Here is a 17,572-nt window from a genome sequence, read left to right as displayed (position 1 = left end):
CAGCTCGCGGGTGTCGGAGACGGTGACCAGCTCCCGCAGCGGATACCGGGCCAGCACCGCGTCCACCTCCGGCGTCAGCCCCGCCGACAGCCGGGTCATGACCGGCAGCGAGTCGTCGCACATGACCTCCGCCGCCGCGCGCAGGGTCTCGCGCTCCGGCCCTTCGGGTGCCCCGGCCGCGGCCCTGGTGAGGAGTTCGACGCCCTCCTCCAGGACCAGCCCGGCGTCCAGGCCGGCCGGGACCTTGACGCACGCGGTGTGCCGCCAGGTGGCGATCGCGTCGCCCCAGGCCTCCACGTGGTACGTCCAGCGCCCCGCCGCTCCGGGCGTCACCTGCGCGCCCCAGCGGTCGCTGCCGGGCGCCAGCTCGCGCATCGGGGTCCAGGGGCCCGGGCGGCCCTGAGGATCCGTCAGCACGACGTTCGCCGCCACGGCGTCGTGGCCTTCCCGGAACACGGTGGCGGTGACCTGGAACGTCTCGCCCACGACCGCCTTGGCCGGGCGCCTGCCGCACTCCACGGCCGGACGGACGTCCCGCACCGGAATGCGGCCGATGACCGGAGTCGAACTCATGGGTGTCACCTCCATCGTGCTTGAGGCCGGGCTCTCGCCCGGCCGGGAACTGCGGTTCTGATGCCGAGGGCGGGAGCCCCGACTTCCCCGGGGAGGCCCGGCTCCCGCCCGGGGCGCTATCTCCCGGCGGGAGACGGCCGGCCCTTCGCCTTCCGGCGGCTGCGTCCCGCGACCGCGCCCACGTGCGGGCGGCCGCCCTGCTCGCGCAGGTAGACCACGAGGCTGGTGCGCAGGTACCGCTCCGCGGCGTCCGCGGCCTCCCGTGCGCAGCGCTTCCCCATCAGCACGCACAGGGTGTAGCCCGAATCCTCGAAGGTGGCCCGCACGTTGCGGTCGTCGGGCGATGCGAGCATCGCGCGTTCCCACGCCCGGTAGTGCCGCAGATGCCGGGCTACTTCGGCTTTGGCGGGTAGCAGCATGGCGCCGTTCACCTTTCGGAGCGCTCGATGGGCACGTCTCCCCGACGGTCGGGGCGGAGACCGCGCACGCAGAGGCACGGTCCCGTTTACGGCGCTCGAGACTTTCACTCATGGTGCACGTTCAACGACCCAGCGTCCTGTTGGATCTTCAACCAGCGCGTCGACCCGCTCCGACCTGCTCGTGTTGCACGAATGGCGTAGCGCGTTCAGGGTGGAGATGACTCAGAGGCAATCAGTGCTCACGCTCCGCTTTCGGGGCCGGGCCCGCGTAGGGCGGGAGGGAGCGCGAGCCTCGCCGGTGAGGAGCCAACGACGATGAAGACCGCAGTGCCCTGCTACTACCACCTCGACGTGGAAGTCAGTCCGGAACGCGTCGGGCAGGTCAGGCGCATCCTGGCCGCCCACCTCCGGTTCTGGGATCTGGAGGACCTCGTCGAGCCCGTCTGCGGCGGCGCCGAGCTGCTGCTGAAGGCCATCGACGAACACGCGAGGGACAAGCACACGTCCATCGAGATGTGGTGGACCGGACAGCACCTGATCACCGCCGTGGCGGAGAACAACCACGACCTGCGTCCCGACCAGGACCTGCGCGCCTGCCTGGCCCGGATCGCGGCCACGAGCGACGGCTGGGGCTGCTGCGCCTCCCAGACCGGCAGCAAGGTGATCTGGTTCTCGCAGCGCGCCCGCGCCGGTGTGCGCGCCCCGCTGGTCCCCAAGCCGCCGGCCCCGAGCCTGCGCGAGGGCCTGCAGCCGCCCCGCGAACTGCCGGTCGCCGCACTCGCCTCCCCGGCGAGTGTGCCGGAGGGCTTCCTGGAGGCTGCCCGGTGACCGCGCGCCCGCGCCGGAAAGGGGTGCCCGTGTGGAGCGGGTACCCCTATCCGCTGGGCGCCGCGTACGACGGGGAAGGCACCAACTTCGCCCTGTTCAGCGAGGTCGCCGAACACGTCGGACTCGTCCTCGTGGACGCCAGCGGCGCCCATCGCGAGGTGCCGCTGGCGGAGGCCGACGGCTTCGTGTGGCACGGCTACCTGCCCGGCATCGGGCCGGGCCAGCGCTACGGCTACCGGGTGCACGGCCCGTGGCACCCGGCCGCCGGCCACCGGTGCAACCCGAAGAAGCTGCTCCTCGACCCCTACGCCAGGGCGGTGGACGGGCAGATCGACGACCACGCCTCGCTCTACGAGCGCGCCGCGCACGGTCCGGACCCCGCCGACAGCGCCGGGCACACCATGCTCGGCGTGGTCACCGACCCGGCCTTCGACTGGGGCGACGACCGCCCCCCGAGACGCTCGTACGCGGAGACCGTGATCTACGAGGCCCACGTCCGGGGCCTGACCCGCACCCACCCCGAGGTCCCGCCCGAACTGCGCGGCACCTACGCGGGGCTGGGCCACCCCGCGGTGATCGAGCACCTCACCTCCCTGGGGGTCACGGCCGTCGAGCTGATGCCGGTCCACCAGTTCGTGCACGACGGGGTGCTGCAGGGCCGCGGCCTGGCCAACTACTGGGGCTACAACACCATCGGCTTCTTCGCGCCGCACAACGACTACGCCGCCCACGGCACCCGCGGGCAGCAGGTCGCCGAGTTCAAGACCATGGTCAAGGCGCTGCACGCGGCCGGGCTCGAGGTCATCCTGGACGTGGTCTACAACCACACCGCCGAGGGCAACGAGAAGGGCCCGACGCTGTCCTTCCGGGGCATCGACAACGCCTCGTACTACCGCCTGGTCGACGGCGACTGGGCCCACTACTACGACACCACCGGCACCGGCAACAGCCTGCTGATGCGGCACCCCTACGTACTCCAGCTGATCATGGACTCGCTGCGGTACTGGGTCACCGAGATGCACGTCGACGGTTTCCGCTTCGACCTCGCGGCCACCCTGGCCCGGCAGTTCCACGAGGTGGACCGGCTGTCGGCGTTCTTCGACCTGATCCAGCAGGACCCGGTGATCAGCCGGGTGAAGCTGATCGCCGAGCCGTGGGACGTCGGCGAGGGCGGCTACCAGGTCGGCAACTTCCCGCCGCTGTGGTCGGAGTGGAACGGCCTCTACCGGGACGCGGTGCGGGACTTCTGGCGCGGGGAGGACCACACGCTCGGCGACTTCGCCTCCCGGCTGACCGGTTCGGCGGACCTGTACGCGCACAACCGGCGCCGCCCGCGCGCCAGCGTCAACTTCGTCACCGCCCACGACGGGTTCACCCTGCGCGACCTCGTGTCGTACAACGACAAGCACAACGAGGCCAACGGCGAGGGGAACCGGGACGGCGAGAGCGACAACCGGTCCTGGAACTGCGGGGTGGAGGGGGACACCGACGACCCGGCCGTCCTGGACCTGCGCGCCCGTCAGCAGCGCAACTTCCTGGCCACCCTCATGCTGTCGCAGGGCATCCCGATGCTCTGCCACGGCGACGAACTCGGCCGCACCCAGGGGGGAAACAACAACGCCTACTGCCAGGACGACGAACTGTCCTGGGTGGACTGGCACCTGACCGAGGAGCAGCGCGAGCTCGCCGACTTCACCCGCCGGGTGATCGGCCTGCGCGCCGCCCACCCCGTGCTGCGCCGCCGCCGCTTCTTCCAGGGCGAGGCGCCCGCCCGGAGCGGCCGGCGGCTGCCCGACCTGGTGTGGCTGCGGCCGGACGGACGGAAGATGGCCGAGGAGGACTGGCAGCGCCCCGACGCGCACTCGGTCACCGTGTTCCTCAACGGGGACGCGATCGCCGAACCCGACCCGAAGGGCCGGCCCGTGGTCGACGACTCGTTCCTGCTGCTGCTCAACGGATTCTGGGAGCCGGTCGACTTCCGCCTGCCGGGGTCCGCCTACGGCGACCGCTGGACGACGCTCATCGACACCGCCGAGCCGCAGGGCCCGCCGGACGAGGCGGAGCACAAGCCGGGCGGCCACCTCCGGCTGGAGTCCCGCAGCCTGGTGCTGCTGACCCGGCCGCCCGCGGCGCCCCACGCCACCCGCCGCTGACGCGGCAGTGCCGGTGCCCGGCCCCGAGCGGGCGGGCACCGGCACTGCCGCGTTCGCCCTTCCGCCCGTCCGTTCGCCGGCCGGCCGGTGTCTCAGCGCTCGCGCTCGCGGCGCGACGTCACCGTGAACTGTGCGCCGTCCGGGTCGCGCAGCACCGCCTCGTCGGCCCCCTCCCGCAGCACGCTGCCGCCGTGCTTCTCCGCCGCCCGGACACAGGCGGCCACGTCGGCCACCTTGAAGTGGATCTGCCAGTGCGGGCGGATCGTCGGGTCGGGGGCCGCCTCCAGCGCCCCGGACTCGATCCGCGCCACCACCTCGCCGTGGCTGCGCAGCACCACCTCGTCGCCCTCGTAGCGGACCTCGCAGCAGCCGGGCCGCGCCGAGGCCCAGTCCAGGACCTCGCCGTAGAAGATGGCGGAGTCGAACGCGTCGCGCGTGTGCAGCCGGATGAAGGCGGGCGAGGCCTTGCGCCAGGTCTCCCAGTCGGTGAACAGGTCGCCCTCCCAGATCCCGAAGGTCGCACCGTCCCGGTCCGCCAGCAGGGCGGCGCGTCCCGGCGGGAAGGAGATCGGGCCGACCGCGGCCGTCCCTCCGCGCTCCTGCACCCGCGACACCGCGTCGTCGGCGCTGGGCACCGCGAAGTACGGGGTCCAGGCGACCGCCATCTGCCACATCGTGGCCACGGCCGCTATCCCGGCGACGGGCGCCCCGTCCGCCAGCGCGATCCGGAAGCGGTCACCGAGCTTCGCCGAGCGCCACTCCCAGCCCAGCACCGCCCCGTAGAAGTCCTCCGTGACCTCCAGATCGCGGCTGGTCAGACTGACCCAGCAGGGGGCGCCGCACACCGAGTGGGTGTCCACGACGTCCGTGGGGGCGGAGGGTGTCGCTTCGTCGTTCATCGCACGTCCTGGTCTCGTCGACCGGCGGGCCACCGGTCTCCCACCAGTGTCCGGCCGGCCCTTGCGGGGCGCCTGCCGAGTACCCGCTCGGCCGCTCCGAAACGGCGTCCACGGTCCTCGCGGCCCTGGTGATCAGCCGCTCTCGCTCACGGTCTCGGTCAGCAGTTCCTCACGCAGTTGGGCGAAGCAGCCGCTCAGCAGACGCGAGACGTGCATCTGCGAGATGCCGAGCTGCTGGGCGATGCGGCTCTGCGTCATGCCCCGGAAGAACCTCAGGTAGAGGATGGTCCGCTCGCGCTCCGGGAGCGCCTCCAGACAGGGCCGCACGGCGACCCGGTCCACCACGAGGTCGTAGCGCGCGTCGGCCTCGCCCAACGCGTCGCCGAGCGCGTAGCCCTCGGTGCCGGGGACCTCCGCCTCCAGGGACAGCGCGGCGAAGCAGTCCAGGGCCTCCATGCCGGTGCGCACGTCGTCGACGCTCAGCTGCGCGTGCTCGGCGATCTCGGCCACGGTCGGCGCCCGGCCCGGTGTCGTCTGGGCCAGCTCCTTCACGGCCCGCCGGACGCGGTTGCGCAGGTCCTGGACCCGGCGCGGGACGTGCAGGGTCCACATGTGGTCGCGGAAGTGCCGCTTGATCTCGCCGGTGATGGTCGGCACGGCGTACGCCTCGAACGCGTAGCCGCGCGCCGGATCGTAGTGGTCGACGGCCTTGACCAGGCCGAGCGCGGCCACCTGGTACAGATCCTCCAGGGCCTCCCCGCGGCCGCGGAACCGGACGGCGATCCGCTCGGCCATCGGCAGCCACAGGTGGACCAGCTCGTCCCTGAGGGCCTTGCGGTCCGGCCCGTCGGGCAGCCGCGCGAGCCGTTCGAAGTCCTCGGCGGTGTCGGGAGCGTCGTCGTGCGGATGGGTTTTCGTGCTGCCGGTGGTACGCATGGCGCTGCGCCTCCCTCAGCAGGGACATCACGGGAGACGCGGCTCGGCCCGGGCGGAGAGGCACCGGGGCCCGGTGAGCCGGCTCCCACGGACGTGCCTCCTGTCCGAAGCACTGAAAGGGGGATTCCCGATTCCGGCGAATTCGAAACGGTTTCGGGAATGCGGTGACGGTGTGCGACCGGATGATTCTGAATTGTCGAACAGGGGTCGCGCAATTCTCTGTCGTGGAATCACGCCGACAATGCTGCGTATTTCAATTACTCCGGCGCATTTCGCTGGACTCCCGTGCGGAGTCCCGCTGTGACCTGCGCCGAGCCGCGTACGGGCGTCGCGGGTGTGCTCCCCGGGGCCGCTGATCTCCGGTCAGGTCTTCACCCGGTCCGGGTCGTTCCCGCCGACGGTCTCCCGTACATCGCCTGCATATCGTACGGCGCGGTCGCGCAATCCGCGATGTGCCTCACGATCTTCCTTGGAATCACCGGCAGGGCGTGCGCGGACGGCACCGTCCGCCAGGGCGCGCCGGGCGATCACGACGTGCGGCGGCCCCGCGTCCGGCCCGTCGGCGGAACCGGTCGGCCGACCCGTCCCGGGCGCCGGCGGACGTGATGTGCGGCACGCCTCCGGCGGCCGCCACGGGCGCCCCGGAGCGGATTCTTCCTGCGCACGGCTTGATCGTCGATCAATGCGGGCGAATTCCCTGGCCACAGCGCTTTCCGCGCATTTGACAGTGGCTCGGACGCACAGATAGGAAGCTGCTTCTGGAAGTCGAAAGGTGCACTGTGTACGAGCCGAACGTGGTCGGGGACTGGCAGGAGTACGACGGGCATGCCGGTCTGCGGGTCCGCGTCCACCGCCTGGAGCAGGCCGAGCCGCCGCGCGGACGCGACGACGCCGCCGAGGGACTGACGTACTTCCGCCTCCGGGTCACTGTCGAGAACCGCGGCGACCGGACCTTCGGCATCCACCTGGAGGACGGGCAGATCGACGTGCGCATCGGCCCCGACGGAGAGGGCGCCTTCGTCGACTGGCGCAACTCGCAGTTCATCGAGGGCTACGACGTCTATCCGCTGCGCCGGGCCACCGCGGTGCTGTACGCCGCCGGACCCGAGGCCGCCCTGTCCCAGGTGGACGTGCAGATCCAGCTGCGGGTCGACGAGGAGTGGGCCGACCGCCGGCTGTGGGCCGGCGGCATCGGCGTGCACGAGGAGGCCGTCCAGGCCGGCGCACCCGCCGCCTGCGGACCGGGCGGGCTGGCGCACCAGGTGAGCAACTTCCTGCGCGACCAGGCGGAGCCGGGCGCCACCGGCTGACGGCGCCCGCGCGCGTGCCGCGCGGCCGGCCCGCGTGGCGCCCGGGCGGTCGCGCCCGGGCCCGCACGTCAGTGCGCGATGCCGTCGATGATCTCCCGGGCGCCCTGACGTAGCAGGGCCACGGCGACCGAGGTGCCGAGCGTGGCCGCGTCCAGTGGGCCCGCCCACTCGTGCGCGTTCAGCCGTGTCTTGCCGTCCGGTGTGAACACGCAGGCCCGCAGGGAGAGTTCACCGCCGCGGTCGACCTGCGCGTAGCCCGCGATCGGGCTGTTGCAGTGGCCCTGCAGGACGTGCAGGAACATGCGCTCCGCGGTGGCGGCGCGGTAGGTGGCGCGGTCGCCGAGTGCGCCGACCGCCTCGATGAGCTCGGTGTCCCCCTCGCGGCACTGCAGCGCGAGCACGCCCGCGCCGATCGGCGGCATCATCGCCTCGGGGGAGAGGACCTCGCTGACCACGTCCTGCCGGCCGATGCGCTCCAGGCCGGACACGGCGAGCAGCAGGGCGTCCGCCTCGCCCGCGGCCAGCTTCTCCAGCCGGCGGTTGGCGTTGCCCCGGAACGGCACGCACCGCAGCCGCGGATGGGTCGAGGCCAGCTGGGCGACCCGGCGCACCGAGGAGGTGCCGATCCTGGTGGCGGCCGGGAGCTCGTCGAGGGTCAGCCCGCCGGGATGCACGAGGGCGTCGCGGATGTCGTCCCGCTTCAGGAAGGCGGCGAACGTCGTGCCCGCCGGCAGCGGCCGGTCGGCGGGCACGTCCTTGAGGCAGTGCACCGCCAGGTCCGCCTCACCCGCCAGCAGCGCCGCGTCGACCTCCTTGGTGAAGGCACCCTTTCCCTCGACCCTGGACAGGTCGCCCAGCCACTTGTCGCCGGTGGTGCGCACCGGCACGACCTCGGTGCGCACGCCCGGGTGCGCGGCGCTCAACTCGGCACGGACACGCCCCACTTGGGCGAGAGCCATGGGCGAGTCGCGGGAGACGATCCGGATGAGTTCGGGAACGGACATGCGGGACACGATAGACCGTCGCCGGGGCCGTCCGGGGCCGTAACCCGCATCCGAGCCCCGGGACGGCGGGCGCGGCGCGTGTGCGTCCCCGGGGGAGGCGTTCCGCGCGAGTTGACGCGGCGTCAACCGCGGTTGCCGGCACCGTCCGTCCAGGTCGGCAGGTCCGCCGCCGCATCCTCGGGCGCGAGGTCGGGACGCAGCCGCAGCCAGGACGGCTGGCGCAGCATCCCGGCCCGGGTGCGGACGCTGTAGCGGACCTCTCCGACCAGCCGGGGCAGCACCCAGTGCGCCCCGGAGACCGCCGGCCGCGGGTCGAAGGGGCACACGTCGGTCGCCAGGGCCCGCAGCAGCCCGGCCAGTGCGGCCCGCTCCGCCTCGCTCCAGCCGGTGCCCACGCTGCCGACGTAGCGCAGCCGCCCGGCCGCGCGCTGGCCGACCAGCAGCGCGCCCGGCAGGCCCGTCAGCCGTCCCCTGCCCGGCAGCCAGCCGCCCACGAGGACGTCCTCACTGCGCATGTTGCGGATCTTGATCCAGGCCCGGGAGCGGACCCCGGGCTCGTACACCGAGTCCAGCCGCTTGCAGACCAGGCCCTCCAGGCCGTGCTCTCGGGTGGCGGCCAGCGCCCGCGCGCCGTGGCCGACGACGGCCGCGGGCGTCGACCAGTACGGCCCCTCCAGCCCGAGTTCCTCCAGCCGCGCCCGCCGCCGCGTGTACGCGAGCGGCACCAGGGAGCGCCCGCCCAGGTGCATCACGTCGAACAGCACCAGATGGACGGGGACCTGCGCGGCCCTGCGGGCCGCGCGCGCCGGGGCGTGGGCCAGGCCCATGCGGCCCTGCAGGAGCTGGAAGTCCGCCCGCCCCTGAGCGTCCAGCGCCAGGATCTCGCCGTCCAGGACCGCGGGTGTGCCGCCGAGGGCGCCGCCGAGCGCGAGCAGCTCGGGATAGGCGGCGGTGATGTCCTCGCCGGAGCGGGCCCGCAGGATCAGGCTGCCGTCGCCGGGCAGGTAGGCCACCGCGCGCTGGCCGTCCTGCTTCGTCTCGTACGCCCAGCGCGCGTCCTGCGCGGCGGGCGGCAGGGTGCCGGGCGTGGCGAGCATGGGCGGGATCAGCGGCAGGGTCACGGCTCAGTTCTCGACGGGCCGGGGGGCCGCCACGCGCCCGCGGGCGCGGTTTCCCCTGATCGGGCCCCCGCTCGTCGGGCTCCGTCGGATCGGGAGCGCGCCGGGGCGGCGGTCGGGCTCGGCCGGGGCCGGGGTCCGAGCTCCGGCGGGGCGGGGTGCGCGCCCAGTGGCCCCTACCGTCGAGTAATATCGCGCGGCAGGTCATCGGAGGAGGAACCGTGTCACGGTCCGAACGCTCACCCCTGCTGCTCGCCGGCCTGCTGGCCACGGCGGGCGTCGCCCACTTCGTCTCTCCGCGGCAGTTCGACGCCCTGGTGCCGCGCTCCCTGCCGGGCTCGCCCCGCACGTGGACCCGGGCCAGCGGTGTCGCCGAGCTGGCGCTGGCCGCCGGTCTCGCGCTGCCCCGGACGCGGCGGACCGCCGCGCTGGCCGCGGCGGCCTTCTTCGTGGGCGTCTTCCCCGCCAATGTGAAGATGGCCGTGGACTGGCGGCACCGCCCCACCCCGCAGAAGGCGGCGGCCCTCGGGCGGCTGCCCCTGCAGGTGCCCCTGGTGCTGTGGGCGCGCGGCGTCGCGAGGAACGCGGAGGGCGGGTCGTGACGGGGCGCCCGCAGGTCGGCGACACGGTCGAGGACTTCGCGCTGCCCGACGAGACCGGCACCGTCCGGACGCTGTCGGAGCTGCTCGCTCAGGGGCCCGTCGTGATCTTCTTCTACCCCGCCGCCCTCACCCCCGGCTGCACCGCCGAGGCGTGCCATTTCCGCGACCTGGCCGCCGAGTTCGCCGCCGTCGGGGCGCGGCCCATCGGGGTCAGCGGCGACTCCGTGGACCGGCAGCGGGAGTTCGCCGGCCGGCACGGTCTCGGGATGCCGCTGCTGTCCGACGTGGACGGCACGGTCCGCGAGCGGTTCGGTGTCCAGCGCGGCTTCTCGCTCGCGCCCACCCGGCGGGTCACCTTCGTGATCGCGCGGGACCGCACCGTTCTCGAGGTCGTCCGGAGCGAGCTGCGCATGAACACCCACGCCGACCGGGCCCTGGCGGCCCTGCGCGCGCACCGCGGCTGAGCGGACCCGTCACCGTCGCGCGGTTGAGGGGGTGCCGTTCAGGGATCATCCTGGGGCGTATGGAGCATGTCGCCGCCGCGGCGATCGTCGACGCCCGGGGCATCGTCACGGCCTGGACCGAGGGCGCCCGGCGCCTGACCGGATACCCGGCCGAGGAGGCAGTGGGCCGTGCGGCGGTCGACCTGCTGGCCGGGGAGCTGCCCGCGGCCGTGCCGCGGGCGCTGACCGGCACCGTCGTGGTGCGCCACCGCGACGGGCACCTCGTTCCCCTCGGCCTCACGGCCGCGCCCGTCCTGGGCCCGGAGGGCGACCCCGAGGCCTATGTCCTCACCGCCGGGCTGCCGGCGGCGTCGGAGCCCACGCTCTCCGGCCGCGTGTTCGAGCAGGCGCCGGTCGTGCTGTGCACGTTCGACACCCACCTGCGCTATCTGCACGCGAACGAGGTGGCCTGCGAGGTGCTCGGCGCCCGGGCGGGCGACCTGGTCGGCCGGCGGGTCCTGGACACCCTGCCGGACGACGAGCCCGTCCGGGGCGTCGCCCAGAAGCTGCGCCAGGTGGCGGACACGGGGAACCCCGTGCGCTACGAGACCTACGGCCGGGCGCCCTCCGAGGGCCGCGAGCACGCCTGGACCATCGAGATGTGGCCGGTGCGCGATCACCGCGCCGAGGTGGTCGCGGTGGCCATGGCGGCGTTCGACAGCAGCCAGGAGCACTGGGCCCGCCGGCGGCTCGCCCTGCTGAACGAGGCGGCGACCGCCATCGGCACCACCCTGGACGTCACCCGCACCGCCGAGGAGCTGGTGGAGCTCGCGGTACCCCGGTTCGCCGACTTCGTGGCCGTGGACCTCCTCGACTGGGTGCTGGGCACGGAGGAGCCGCCCCCGGGCCCGGCGGGCGACGTGGTGCTGCGCCGGGTGGCGCACGGCTCGGTGTTCGAGCACACGCCGGAAGCCTCCGTCGCGCTGGGCGCGCGGGACGTCTACCCCTCCTTCTCGCCGCCCGCCCGCGCCCTCGGCCTGGGCCGGGCCGTGCTCAGCCGGGCGGGCGAACCGGACTTCGAGCGATGGGCCGAGGACCGCAATGTGAAGGCCCCGGCGGGAAGCCTCCACCGCCGGGGCGCGCACTCCATGCTCGCGGTGCCGATGCGCGCCCGCGGCACCACGCTGGGTGTCGCGGTCTTCGTCCGCGCCGCCCATCCCACCCCGTACGCCGGCGACGACGCGGCCCTCGCCGAGGAACTGGCCAGCCGGTCCGCCGTGTGCGTGGACAACGCCCGCCGCTTCGCCCGGGAGCGCGAGACCGCGCTGGCCCTGCAGCGCAGCCTGCTGCCGCGCCGGCCGCGCGGCCAGGCGGCCGTCGAGGTGGCCCACCGCTATCTGCCGTCCGGGTCGCTGGCGGGCGTCGGCGGGGACTGGTTCGACGTGATCCCGCTCGCCGGCAGCCGGGTCGCCCTGGTCGTCGGGGACGTCGTCGGACACGGCATCCGGTCCTCGGCCACCATGGGGCGGCTGCGCACGGCGGTGCGGACCCTGGCCGACGTGGACCTGCCGCCGGACGAACTCCTCACCCATCTCGACGATCTGGTCACCCACCTGACACCCAGTCACAGTGGAGAGGAAGTACCGGAGTTGGGAGCTACCTGCCTGTACGCGGTCTACGACCCCGTCTCGTGCTGCCTCAGCGTGGCCGCCGCCGGCCATCTGCCGCCGGCCGTCGTGCCCCCCGACGGTCCGGCCCGGCTGGTCGACATGACCGTGGGGCCGCCCCTCGGGGTCGGCGGGTTCCCCTTCGAGGCGACCGAGTTCCCGTTGCCGCCGGGCTCCCTGATCGCCCTCTACACCGACGGACTGCTGGAGGGCCAGGACCAGGACGTCGACCGCGGCACCGCCGCGCTGTGCCGGGCCCTGAGCGCGCCCGAGGCCTCCCTTGAGACAGTCTGCGACAGCGTGCTGAAGTCCGTGCTGCCCGAACAGGCCGACGACGACGTGGCGCTGCTGCTGGCCCGCACCCGCGCGCTGGGCGCGGACCGCGTCGCGGCCTGGGACGTCGCACCGGACCCCGCCCAGGTGGGCGCGGCCCGGCAGGCCGCCATCGAGCAACTGGCGGCGTGGGGGCTCGAGGAGATCGCGTTCGTCACCGAACTGGTCGTCAGCGAACTGGTCACCAACGCCATCCGGTACGGCGAACCCCCCATCCAGCTAAGGCTGATCCGCGACCGGGCGCTCATCTGCGAGGTGTCCGACGCCAGTTCCACCTCACCGCACCTGCGCCGGGCCCAGGCCTTCGACGAGGGCGGCCGCGGACTGCTGCTCGTCGCCCAGCTCACGCGGCGCTGGGGCAGCCGGCCGATGGGCACCGGCAAGACGATCTGGGCGGAGCAGCCGCTGCCCTGACGGGCACGCGAGGGCCGGGAATGTCCTGCGTCGCGCCCCGGAAGGCGCCGTCGCCCGGAGCCGGCCGGATCAGGAAGAAGGGCCCTGACCGTCCTCGGCGGCCACCTGGGCGAGCGTGCGGCCGGTGCGGACCGAACGCGCCCGGCGCGGATCGGGGGTGCCGTGTCCCTTCGCCCGCCCGCCGCTCTTCCGCACCAGCAGCCACGCCTCCTCCTCGCCGCCGTCCCGGCCGCCGCGGAAGCGGGTGAGGGCGTACTCGCCCCGGAGCTTGGAGCCGTGCAGCCGGAACGTGGCGTGCCCGCGCTCAAGCGACGTCGCGAAGTCCACGGGACGTCCCTTCCGGTCGTGGCTCAGCGGCTCGTACGTCCCGCGGTCCCAGACGATCACGGTGCCGCCGCCGTACTCGCCCTTCGCGATCACGCCCTCGAAGTCCTCGTACTCCAGCGGATGGTCCTCCGTGGGCACGGCGAGGCGCTTGTCGTGCGGGTCGTCGGAGGGGCCCTTGGGGACCGACCAGGACTTCAGCACGTCGTCGACCTGCAACCGGAAGTCGAAGTGCATCCGGCGCGCGTCGTGGATCTGCACCACGAACCGGGGCTCCGGGCCGCCGGCCGACTCCTGGCCCGACGGTTCCCGGGTCCGGGTGAAGTCGCGCTTGCCGCGGTACTCCCGCAGCCGCTCGTCGCCGCCCACACGAGCCTCCTTCCCACACGCCGCACGCGTCCGCGGCACCCGACCGGGCCCCGGGTACCCGGGGCGACGCGTCCCACACGGACCGGGGACCCGCCGACGGGGGACCCGCCGACCGGTATGGCGCCGGGCCGACCGGTACGGCCGTTACGAGTACCCCGCCCGAGGTCGGCCCGGAAGATCAGCCCAGGGGGATCGTCACCTCGTCCTCGACCGGCGGGTCGGCCTCCTGGGCGCGGTTGCCGGTCGCCGCGAAGCAGCGCAGCCGGACCGCCTCGGGGGTCACGTCCAGGCGCAGGAAGGACTTGAAGAACGGCGGGCTGTAGGTGGCCGAACCGGGGGAGAAGACCCGGGTGTAGATCTTGCGCACCGGCAGGCGCAGCCGGGCGGCGCGGTCCGGGCGGCGCCCGGCGCCCAGGAGGCTCGCGACCAGGCGGATCCGCCGCGTGATCCGGGGCGGCGGGCCCTGGGTGCGCACGGGCGGCACGCCGAGCCGCTCGGCGACGACGGCCGTCGCCTCGGCCTCGGTGAGCGCGAAGAAGCGGGGCAGCCGCAGCCGGCGGCCGTAGAGCCTGCTGTAGAAGGCGAGCGAGTCGCCGCGCAGCGGGTAGCAGCGGAAGTCCCGCTCGGTGACGTTCGCGACGGACACGCGCGGGATGGTGTGGGTGGCGTGCATGAACGCACCGCCGCCGCCGGAGACGACGTACTGGATGGTCCGGCCGTCCACGTCCACCGGGTAGCGCTGGTAGTTGTGGATGTCCCCGCCTATCGCCGCCACGAAGCGGTGGGCCGGGTCGCGGACGACGTCGTCGACGGTGCCGCCGTCCTCGATGGCGCATGGGTGGTGCTCGCCGTCCACGTACAGGGGCGAGCCGGTGACGAGGACCTTCGGACGCGGCCCGCGCGCCACCTCGCGCAGCCAGGCGCCCTGCTCGGCGTCGAGGGTGCCGAGCAGTCCGGTGTCGATGCCGATGATCCGCACCGGCCCGGCGTCGATCGCCCAGTACGGCCCCGGCTGGACGGCCTGCTGGGCCGGAGCGGCACGCAACTCCTCTGCCGCTCGCAGCCGTTGCCCGTCCGCCGGGCGCGGCCGGTGCCACAGCAGCGCCCGCCACCAGGCACGGCTCAGCGGGCGGGGCGCCGGCTCCGGCGGCAGGGGCGGGGCGTCGCCGCAGAACACGCGCATGAAGCCGCCGAGACCCTCGTACCAGTCGTGGTTGCCGGGGACCGCGTAGATCGGTGCCCGGTAGTCCCGGTACGGGCGGAAGAACTTCGTGCCGTAGTCGTCCGTGCTGCCGACCGGGTAGATCACGTCGCTGGCGATGACGGAGAACGCGGTGCCCCGTGCCGTCTCCAGGAACCCGGGCACCACGGCGTACTGGGGCTCGTCGCCCTCGCCGGTGTCCCCGAGGACCATGAAGGAGAAGCGGTCCGGATCGTCCCGCCGGATCACCTTGTCCGCGGGCGCCCCGGCCGCCTCCCGCTGCGCCACCCAGCGCCCGCGGGTGCGGCCGGTGGGGTCCCCGAACCAGGACGCGAGCACCCCGTTGCGCGCCGCCCACAGCGTCCGCGGATCCAGCCACGAGAGCTTCTGCACCTTGGGGGGCATCAGTTGCCGGTAGGTACCGCGCTCGGCGGTTCCCCAGCCGGCGCCTTCGACGGTGTCGCGCGAGGATTCAGCCACGCGGAGCACCGTAACAACCAGCCCCTCACCGAACTGCCCGCGGGGCGGCACACGGCGCACGACGGCGACGTCGCAGGGGAGTTGACGAGCCGTCGAACCAGGTCATACGCCCACGGCGAGGGCACCCTGCGTGGTTGGCCGGGGGCATAGGGAAAACCCTCGAATGCTCGTGGCCTGGCTGACATGCGCGGGTCAAGGCTGAAATTCTCCGTCCGCACGTGGTCCCGAGAGGTGTCCCACGTGGTCACGTCCCCGCACAGCAGAGCTCTTCCCGGACGGCACATCCGTCTGTCCGGTCTGTCATCGGCCGCTTCCCCAGCGGCCGCAGCAGTAGGAGTATGAGTGAGACGTCTTCCCCACAGACGGGTCACGGTCGGAGCCGCACTGGTCTCCACCGCCGCCTTCCTCGCCGTCGGAATCCAGTCGTTCCCCGCGGCTGCCCAGCCCGCCGCCGGCCCGCACGCCAGCCCGCTCCGCACCGGAGGCCTGGAGGCCAAGCTCAGCCCCGCCCAGCACGCGGCGCTCATGCAGAGCGCCGAGGGCAAGACCGCGGCCACCGCGCGCACCCTCGGTCTCGGTGCCAAGGAGAAGCTGGTCGTCCGTGACGTCGTCAAGGACAACGACGGCACCCTGCACACCCGTTACGAGCGCACCTACGCGGGCCTCCCGGTCCTCGGCGGCGACCTCGTCGTGCACACTCCGCCCGCCTCCGTCGCCAAGGGCGCGATGAGCACGACCTTCAACAACAAGCACACCATCAAGGTCGCGTCCACCACGGCCGTCGTCGCCAAGTCCGCCGCGGAGTCCAAGGCGCTGAAGGCCGCCGAGGCCCTCGACGCGAAGAAGCCCGCCACCGACGGCGCGCGCAAGGTGATCTGGGCCGGCAGCGGCACCCCGAAGCTCGCCTGGGAGACGGTGGTCGGCGGTCTCCAGGACGACGGCACGCCCAGCGAGCTGCACGTCGTCACCGACGCCACCACGGGCAAGGAGCTGTACCGGTACCAGGCGGTCAACACCGGTATCGGCAACACCCACTACAGCGGGCAGGTGAACCTGACGACGACGCTGTCGGGTTCGACGTACACGCTGAACGACGGCGCGCGCGGCGGCCACAAGACGTACAACCTGAACCACGGCACCTCGGGCACCGGCACGCTGTTCTCGCAGTCCACCGACACCTGGGGCGACGGGACCACGTCGAACGCGGCGACCGCGGGCGCGGACGCGCACTACGGCGCGGCGGTCACCTGGGACTTCTACAAGAACACCTTCGGCCGCAGCGGCATCCGCAACGACGGCGTGGCCGCGTACTCGCGGGTCCACTACGGCAACGCGTACGTCAACGCGTTCTGGGACGACACCTGCTTCTGCATGACCTACGGCGACGGCTCGAACAACGCCGACCCGCTGACCTCGCTGGACGTGGCCGGCCACGAGATGAGCCACGGCGTCACCTCCAACACCGCGGGCCTCACCTACTCCGGTGAGTCCGGCGGCCTGAACGAGGCCACCTCCGACATCTTCGGCACCGGCGTGGAGTTCTACGCCAACAACAGCACCGACGTCGGCGACTACCTCATCGGCGAGAAGATCGACATCAACGGCAACGGCACCCCGTTGCGCTACATGGACAAGCCCAGCAAGGACGGCTCCTCCGCCGACAGCTGGTACTCCGGTGTCGGCAACCTGGACGTGCACAACTCCTCGGGTCCGGCGAACCACATGTTCTACCTGCTCTCCGAGGGCAGCGGCACCAAGACCATCAACGGCGTCACCTACAACAGCCCGACCTCGGACGGCGTCGCCGTCACCGGGATCGGCCGTGCCGCCGCCCTGCAGATCTGGTACAAGGCGCTGACGACGTACATGACGTCGAGCACCAACTACGCCGGAGCCCGCACCGCCGCGCTCAACGCGGCCGCCGCGCTCTACGGCACCAGCTCCACCCAGTACGCGGGGGTGGGCAACGCCTTCGCCGGCATCAACGTCGGCAGCCACATCACCCCGCCGGGCGGTGGAGGCGGCACCTGCACCAGCACCCAGCTGCTCAGCAACCCGGGCTTCGAGTCCGGCGCCACCGGCTGGACGTCGACCAGCGGTGTCATCACCACCGACACCGGTGAGGCCGCCCACAGCGGCTCCTACAAGGCCTGGCTCGACGGCTACGGCTCCTCGCACACCGACTCCGTGTCCCAGTCGGTGACGATCCCCGCGGGCTGCAAGGCGACGCTCACCTTCTACCTGCACGTCGACACCGCGGAGACCACCACCAGCAGCCAGTACGACAAGCTGACGGTGACCGCCGGTTCGACCACCCTGGCCACCTACTCGAACCTGAACGCGGCCACCGGCTACGTCCAGAAGTCCTTCGACCTGTCCTCGATGGCGGGCTCGACGGTCACGCTGAAGTTCAACGGAGTCGAGGACTCCTCCCTGCAGACCAGCTTCGTCGTGGACGACACCGCCCTGACGACCAGCTGATCGACGCACTGAGGTCCC

At 73.2% G+C, this 17,572-nt stretch carries 15 protein-coding genes; 7 read left to right on the top strand and 8 right to left on the bottom strand.

Features of this window, described 5'->3' with window-relative positions; translation table 11 throughout:
* A partial coding sequence (locus ACIPM1_RS16845; RefSeq protein ID WP_402434819.1) for a maltotransferase domain-containing protein occupies positions 1-573 on the bottom strand: 573 nt, incomplete at its 3' end.
* Positions 574-689: 116 nt separating this feature from the next.
* A complete protein-coding gene (locus tag ACIPM1_RS16840) occupies positions 690-992 on the bottom strand; it encodes a DUF5133 domain-containing protein (protein WP_356193577.1) in 303 nt (100 codons plus the stop codon).
* 315 nt (positions 993-1,307) lie between these two features.
* Here ACIPM1_RS16840 and ACIPM1_RS16835 point away from each other — a divergent pair, with 315 nt between their 5' ends.
* Both ACIPM1_RS16835 and glgX read left to right on the top strand, forming a co-directional pair.
* Complete coding sequence (locus ACIPM1_RS16835) at positions 1,308-1,820, top strand: pep a2 (protein ID WP_402434816.1); 513 nt, start codon at positions 1,308-1,310, stop codon at positions 1,818-1,820.
* A complete protein-coding gene (gene glgX, locus ACIPM1_RS16830; protein WP_402434813.1) occupies positions 1,817-3,973 on the top strand; it encodes a glycogen debranching protein GlgX in 2,157 nt (718 codons plus the stop codon). Before ACIPM1_RS16835 ends, glgX begins: the two co-directional genes overlap by 4 nt.
* Positions 3,974-4,065: 92 nt before the next feature.
* Here glgX and ACIPM1_RS16825 read toward each other — a convergent pair whose 3' ends face one another.
* Both ACIPM1_RS16825 and ACIPM1_RS16820 read right to left on the bottom strand, forming a co-directional pair.
* Positions 4,066-4,872: a VOC family protein gene (locus ACIPM1_RS16825; protein WP_402434810.1), complete on the bottom strand. Its 807-nt coding sequence runs from the start codon at positions 4,870-4,872 to the stop codon at positions 4,066-4,068.
* A gap of 132 nt (positions 4,873-5,004) precedes the next feature.
* A complete protein-coding gene (locus ACIPM1_RS16820; RefSeq protein ID WP_402434807.1) occupies positions 5,005-5,808 on the bottom strand; it encodes an RNA polymerase sigma factor SigF in 804 nt (267 codons plus the stop codon).
* Between the two features lie 779 nt (positions 5,809-6,587).
* Here ACIPM1_RS16820 and ACIPM1_RS16815 point away from each other — a divergent pair.
* Positions 6,588-7,118 carry a hypothetical protein gene (locus ACIPM1_RS16815; protein WP_356193565.1) on the top strand — a complete coding sequence of 177 codons (531 nt, stop codon included), beginning with the start codon at positions 6,588-6,590 and terminating at the stop codon, positions 7,116-7,118.
* 68 nt (positions 7,119-7,186) lie between these two features.
* On the opposite strand, the gene hemC is transcribed toward ACIPM1_RS16815, so the two are convergent.
* Together hemC and ACIPM1_RS16805 are read right to left on the bottom strand one after the other, a co-directional pair.
* Complete coding sequence (gene hemC / locus ACIPM1_RS16810) at positions 7,187-8,122, bottom strand: hydroxymethylbilane synthase (protein ID WP_402434804.1); 936 nt, start codon at positions 8,120-8,122, stop codon at positions 7,187-7,189.
* Between the two features lie 122 nt (positions 8,123-8,244).
* Positions 8,245-9,243 carry an ATP-dependent DNA ligase gene (locus tag ACIPM1_RS16805; RefSeq protein ID WP_402434801.1) on the bottom strand — a complete coding sequence of 333 codons (999 nt, stop codon included), beginning with the start codon at positions 9,241-9,243 and terminating at the stop codon, positions 8,245-8,247.
* Between the two features lie 218 nt (positions 9,244-9,461).
* Between ACIPM1_RS16805 and ACIPM1_RS16800 the strand changes: the two genes are divergently transcribed.
* From ACIPM1_RS16800 to ACIPM1_RS16790, 3 genes are read left to right on the top strand one after another with little or no spacing between them, the layout of a single operon-like run.
* Positions 9,462-9,842, top strand: a complete 381-nt coding sequence (locus tag ACIPM1_RS16800) for a DoxX family protein (RefSeq protein ID WP_402434798.1) — start codon at positions 9,462-9,464, stop codon at positions 9,840-9,842.
* The gene (locus ACIPM1_RS16795) at positions 9,839-10,306 is read left to right on the top strand and encodes a peroxiredoxin (RefSeq protein ID WP_402434796.1); all 468 of its coding nucleotides are present in this window, start codon (positions 9,839-9,841) and stop codon (positions 10,304-10,306) included. Before ACIPM1_RS16800 ends, ACIPM1_RS16795 begins: the two co-directional genes overlap by 4 nt.
* 59 nt (positions 10,307-10,365) lie before the next feature.
* Positions 10,366-12,699 (top strand): SpoIIE family protein phosphatase, encoded by a 2,334-nt coding sequence (locus tag ACIPM1_RS16790; protein WP_402434793.1) that lies wholly within the window; start codon positions 10,366-10,368, stop codon positions 12,697-12,699.
* Positions 12,700-12,768: 69 nt separating this feature from the next.
* Here the strand turns inward: ACIPM1_RS16790 and ACIPM1_RS16785 are convergent, their stop codons facing one another.
* Positions 12,769-13,392, bottom strand: coding sequence for a DNA polymerase ligase N-terminal domain-containing protein (locus ACIPM1_RS16785; protein WP_402434790.1), 624 nt, complete (start codon positions 13,390-13,392; stop codon positions 12,769-12,771).
* A gap of 178 nt (positions 13,393-13,570) precedes the next feature.
* A complete protein-coding gene (locus ACIPM1_RS16780; protein WP_402434787.1) occupies positions 13,571-15,073 on the bottom strand; it encodes a metallophosphoesterase family protein in 1,503 nt (500 codons plus the stop codon).
* A 342-nt stretch (positions 15,074-15,415) separates the two neighbouring features.
* Here ACIPM1_RS16780 and ACIPM1_RS16775 point away from each other — a divergent pair, with 342 nt between their 5' ends.
* Entirely contained in the window at positions 15,416-17,554 is a 2,139-nt protein-coding gene (locus ACIPM1_RS16775; RefSeq protein ID WP_402434784.1) for a M4 family metallopeptidase, read from the top strand.
* Positions 17,555-17,572: the final 18 nt, after the last annotated feature.

This window comes from Streptomyces sp. NPDC086766 (assembly GCF_044746005.1).
In the GTDB taxonomy this organism is placed as follows: domain Bacteria; phylum Actinomycetota; class Actinomycetes; order Streptomycetales; family Streptomycetaceae; genus Streptomyces.
This window is presented reverse-complemented; position numbering and strand designations above follow the sequence as displayed.

What these genes read in the sequence shown, in the direction of transcription:
- ACIPM1_RS16840 (WP_356193577.1), bottom strand. Translation starts at nt 992, where the DNA reads ATGCTGCTACCCGCCAAAGCCGAAGTAGCCCGGCATCTGCGGCACTAC.
- ACIPM1_RS16835 (WP_402434816.1), top strand. Translation starts at nt 1,308, where the DNA reads ATGAAGACCGCAGTGCCCTGCTACTACCACCTCGACGTGGAAGTCAGT.
- ACIPM1_RS16825 (WP_402434810.1), bottom strand. Translation starts at nt 4,872, where the DNA reads ATGAACGACGAAGCGACACCCTCCGCCCCCACGGACGTCGTGGACACC.
- ACIPM1_RS16820 (WP_402434807.1), bottom strand. Translation starts at nt 5,808, where the DNA reads ATGCGTACCACCGGCAGCACGAAAACCCATCCGCACGACGACGCTCCC.
- hemC (WP_402434804.1), bottom strand. Translation starts at nt 8,122, where the DNA reads ATGTCCGTTCCCGAACTCATCCGGATCGTCTCCCGCGACTCGCCCATG.
- ACIPM1_RS16790 (WP_402434793.1), top strand. Translation starts at nt 10,366, where the DNA reads ATGGAGCATGTCGCCGCCGCGGCGATCGTCGACGCCCGGGGCATCGTC.